4 protein-coding genes are annotated in these 3,802 nt (G+C 70.0%); all 4 read right to left on the reverse strand.

Features of this window, described 5'->3' with window-relative positions:
* The coding region (locus tag WBP48_RS07790) for an alpha/beta hydrolase (RefSeq protein ID WP_424438539.1) at positions 1–399 on the reverse strand (399 nt) is incomplete at its 3' end.
* 30 nt (positions 400–429) lie between these two features.
* Positions 430–1,803 carry an FAD-dependent oxidoreductase gene (locus WBP48_RS07795; protein ID WP_424438542.1) on the reverse strand — a complete coding sequence of 458 codons (1,374 nt, stop codon included), beginning with the start codon at positions 1,801–1,803 and terminating at the stop codon, positions 430–432.
* Positions 1,804–1,885: 82 nt separating this feature from the next.
* The gene (locus WBP48_RS07800; RefSeq protein WP_424438545.1) at positions 1,886–2,947 is read right to left on the reverse strand and encodes a polyprenyl synthetase family protein; all 1,062 of its coding nucleotides are present in this window, start codon (positions 2,945–2,947) and stop codon (positions 1,886–1,888) included.
* A gap of 73 nt (positions 2,948–3,020) precedes the next feature.
* Positions 3,021–3,740, reverse strand: a complete 720-nt coding sequence (locus tag WBP48_RS07805) for a demethylmenaquinone methyltransferase (protein WP_424438548.1) — start codon at positions 3,738–3,740, stop codon at positions 3,021–3,023.
* Positions 3,741–3,802: the final 62 nt, after the last annotated feature.

The following is a 3,802-nucleotide window of genomic DNA, read 5'->3' on the forward strand; positions in this document are numbered from 1 at the left end:
CCGTGAACCAGGCCCCGCGCGACGCCCGGCCCCGACCCCCGCCCCGCGCATCACCGCGAGCGCTGCCGCGATGTCGGCGTCGTACTCCTCCAGCGATGCGACGTACCCGGGGGCCCGGCCGGGGCGAAGGCTCCGCCCGTAGCCGTGGAGGTCCAGCGCGTAGAAGCGCGCACCGAGCCCGTTCCAGAAGCGGGCGAGCTCGATCTGGAAGAAGTAGTCCGACCAGCCGTGCACGTACAGCACGTCGACGTCTGCGAGGGGACCGAGCACACCCGCGACGACACCCGCCGGGCGCCTCACCAGCGTCGCGACGCGGGGCCCGTCGGCATCCTCGCCGAGGTCCAGCGTCCGCTGCTCGAAGCGCTCCCCGAGGATGTCGGTCACCCACGAGGCAGCCATGGCGTCAGCCTACCGACGGCCGGGCGGTGCTCACTCTCCGCGTGAGACCCGGACCATCTCGTCGCGGTCCACGACCTTGACGCGGGCGCGCTCCTGCACAGCTCCCAGGGCGATCTCGTGCGCGTCGAGGCGATGCCAGCCGTCGAGGTCGGTCCACACGACGCCGCGTTCAGCCAGCAAGGCGGGAATCGCCTCGATCGACGGGTCCTCGGGGCTCCACCACGACCCCTGGTCATTGATGACGTGGCTGATCGTCTCCATCGCGTCGGACTTCGTGTGCCCGATGAGTCCCACCGGCCCGCGCTTGATCCACCCCGTCGCGTAGACGCCCGGCACGCGCTCGTTGGAATCCTGGTGCAACACCTGACCCTCATGGTTCGGGATCACGCCGTGGCGCTTGTCGAAGGGAACCCCCGGCAGCGGCGACCCGAAGTAGCCGACGGCCCGGTACAGCTGCTGGATCGGCACCTCGCGCAATTCGCCCGTGCCGACGACCCCGCCGACGTCGTCGGGCCGCGTCCGCTCGTAGACGAGGGCTGCGACACGGCCGTCGTCGTCGGTGCGGACCTCGATGGGCTTGGCGTAGAAGTGCAGGTGCAGGCGGCGGCTTGCTTCGCCACCGGTGCCATTCACACCCGGCCGCTGCCGCCACGACTGCAGCACCCGGTCGATGACCATGACCTGTTTGTTGCTCGCGATCGCCGCGCGCGAAGCCTCGTCGTAGTCGAAGTCCTCGTCGTAGACCACCATGTCGACATCACGCAGCTCGCCGAGTTCGCGCAGCTCCAGCGGCGTGAACTTCACCTGCGCCGGGCCTCGCCGCCCGAAGACGTGGACATCGGTGATCTGCGAGGCCTCCAACCCAGCCTGAACGTTCGCGGGGATCTCGGTGACGAGCAGATCCTCAGCGTGCTTCGCGAGCACGCGCGCGACGTCGAGTGCGACGTTGCCGTTGCCGATGACGGCGACGGATGCCGCGTCCAGCGGCCATTCCCGCGGGAAGTCCGGGTGCCCGTCGTACCAGCTGACGAAGTCCGCGGCACCGTACGAGCCCACCGCGTCGATGCCCGGGATTTCGAGTTCGGCGTCGCGGATCGCGCCGGTCGCGAAGATGACGGCGTGGTAGTGGCGCTTGAGGTCGTCGAGAGTGAGGTCCTCACCGAAGCGGACATTGCCGAAGATGCGGATGTCGCCGCGGTCGAGCACGTCGCGCAGCGCCGTGATGATGCCCTTGATGCGGGGGTGGTCGGGCGCGACCCCGTAGCGGACGAGCCCGTAGGGAGCCGGCAGCTGGTCGAACAGGTCGATCGACACGTCGAACCGGCGCTCGGCCTTCAGCAGGATGTCCGCGGCGTAGATGCCGGCCGGTCCGGCGCCGACGATGGCCAGCCTGAGATTGGTCATGGTTCTTCCCTTCGGGTGCACCCCGTGCGTTGAGCGGGCTTCCGGTCGTTGAGCGAGCGAAGCGAGTCGAAACGCGGCCGCGTCAGCTCGACCGGTCGACGATCACGTGCGCGAGCTTGACGAGGGCGTCGTGTACGACTCCGGGCGGAAGGGGGTCGATCGCCGTGATCGCGGCATCCGCCCACTCGTACGCCTGGCGCCGGGTCGCCTCGGTCACGGCATGCTCGCGCAACTGTCCGATCGCCTCGTCGAGGATAGCGGGGTCTGCGCCGTCGGCGATGCGGGCCACGCCGTCGTCGATCGTCGCCTTGAGCGCGCGCGAGACCGGATCGTCGGCACGCCCGAGCAGCAGGTACGGCATGGTCGGCACGCCCGCGCGCAGGTCGGTGCCGGGGATCTTGCCGGTCTCGTCGGGATCGTCGGAGAGGTCGATGACGTCGTCGAGAAGCTGGAAGGCGATGCCGACCTTCTCGCCGTACTCCAGCGCGGGGGCGCGGTACTCGGGCGGCGCGTCGGAGAAGATGACGCCGGCCTGAGCGGATGCCGCGATCAGCGACCCCGTCTTGTCTGCGAGCACCCGCATGTAGAACTCGACCGGGTCGTCGCCGGCCGGTGCGCCGACGGTCTCGTGCATCTGACCCAGGACGAGCCGCTCGAACGTGTCGGCCTGCAGACGGATGGCCCGCTCGCCGATCTGCGCCATCAGCTGGCTCGCCCGCGAGAAGAGGATGTCCCCGGTGAGGATCGCGACACTGTTGCCCCAGACGGCGTGCGCACTGGGCACCCCGCGGCGGACATCCGCGCCGTCCATGACGTCGTCGTGGTAGAGCGAGCCGAGGTGGGTCATCTCCAGGGCCGCGGCCCCCGCGATGACGTGGTCCGTGGTTCCACTGCCCAGCTGCGCGGTCAGCAGCGACAACATGGGGCGCACCCGCTTGCCGCCGGCCTCGTAGAGATAGCGGGTCGTGGCGTCCGCGAGCTGGTCACTGACGTGCAGCTCACGCGCCAGAGTGTGCTCGACGCGGTCGAGTCCGTCCTCGACGACCGCGAGCAACGAGCGCATCCGGGGTCCGGCGAGCACGCGCTCGGTGAGGCCGAGGGTGGCCGTCAAGCGCGCGCCGGGAGCGGGGGGGCTCGGAGTCACCCTCACAGCCTACCGGGACCGGTTGCGCCCCGTCCGTGCCCAGCGGCCTCGGAGTCTCCGCACCGAGGCCGCGTCAGGAGACCGGCTTGAGGGCGCGATGCAACGCCACGATCCCAAAGGAGAGGTTGCGGTGCGCGACGGCGCTCCACCCGGCATCCCGGATCCACGATGCCAGCGTCAGCTGATCGGGCCAGTCCCTGATCGACTCGTTCAGGTAGTCGTACGCGTCTGCGTTGGAGCTCACGGTCTTCGCGACAGTCGGCAGGATGCGGTCGTTGTAGAACCCGTAGAGGGCCGCGAAGGCCGGGTTCTGCGGGTGCGAGAACTCGCAGACGACGAGCTTGCCGCCCGGCGCGGTGACCCGCAGCATCTCGGCGAGCGCCTGATTCGGGTCGTTGACGTTTCGCAGACCGAACGAGATGGTGACGGCGTCGAACTCGTCGTCGGCGAACGGGAGGTCCATGGCGTCCGCCTCGACGAAGGTCACGTTCGGCGCATCGCCGTGCCGGCGGCGGCCCTCCGCGATCATGCCGGCGGAGAAATCCCCCGCGACGATCTCGGCGCCACTGCGGGCGAGTGCGACGGAGCTCGCTCCTGTGCCTGCGGCGAGATCCAGGATGCGCTGGCCCGGCTTCGGGGCGACCGCGCGGGTCGTGGCCACGCGCCACAGTCGGTCGTTGCCGAGGCTCAGCACCGTATTGGTGCGGTCATAGCCGGCCGCGACCTCGTCGAACATCCCGCTGACACGGGCTGGATCCTTGCCGAGGTCTGCGCGGTGGGGCTGGGCTGTCACCGTACGATCCTACGGCGCGCCTTCGGCGCATGGCGTGGGCTGAAGGGGCGGCCGGGCTGGGG

This window comes from Microbacterium sp. (genome assembly GCF_049661145.1).
Lineage (GTDB): Bacteria > Actinomycetota > Actinomycetes > Actinomycetales > Microbacteriaceae > Microbacterium.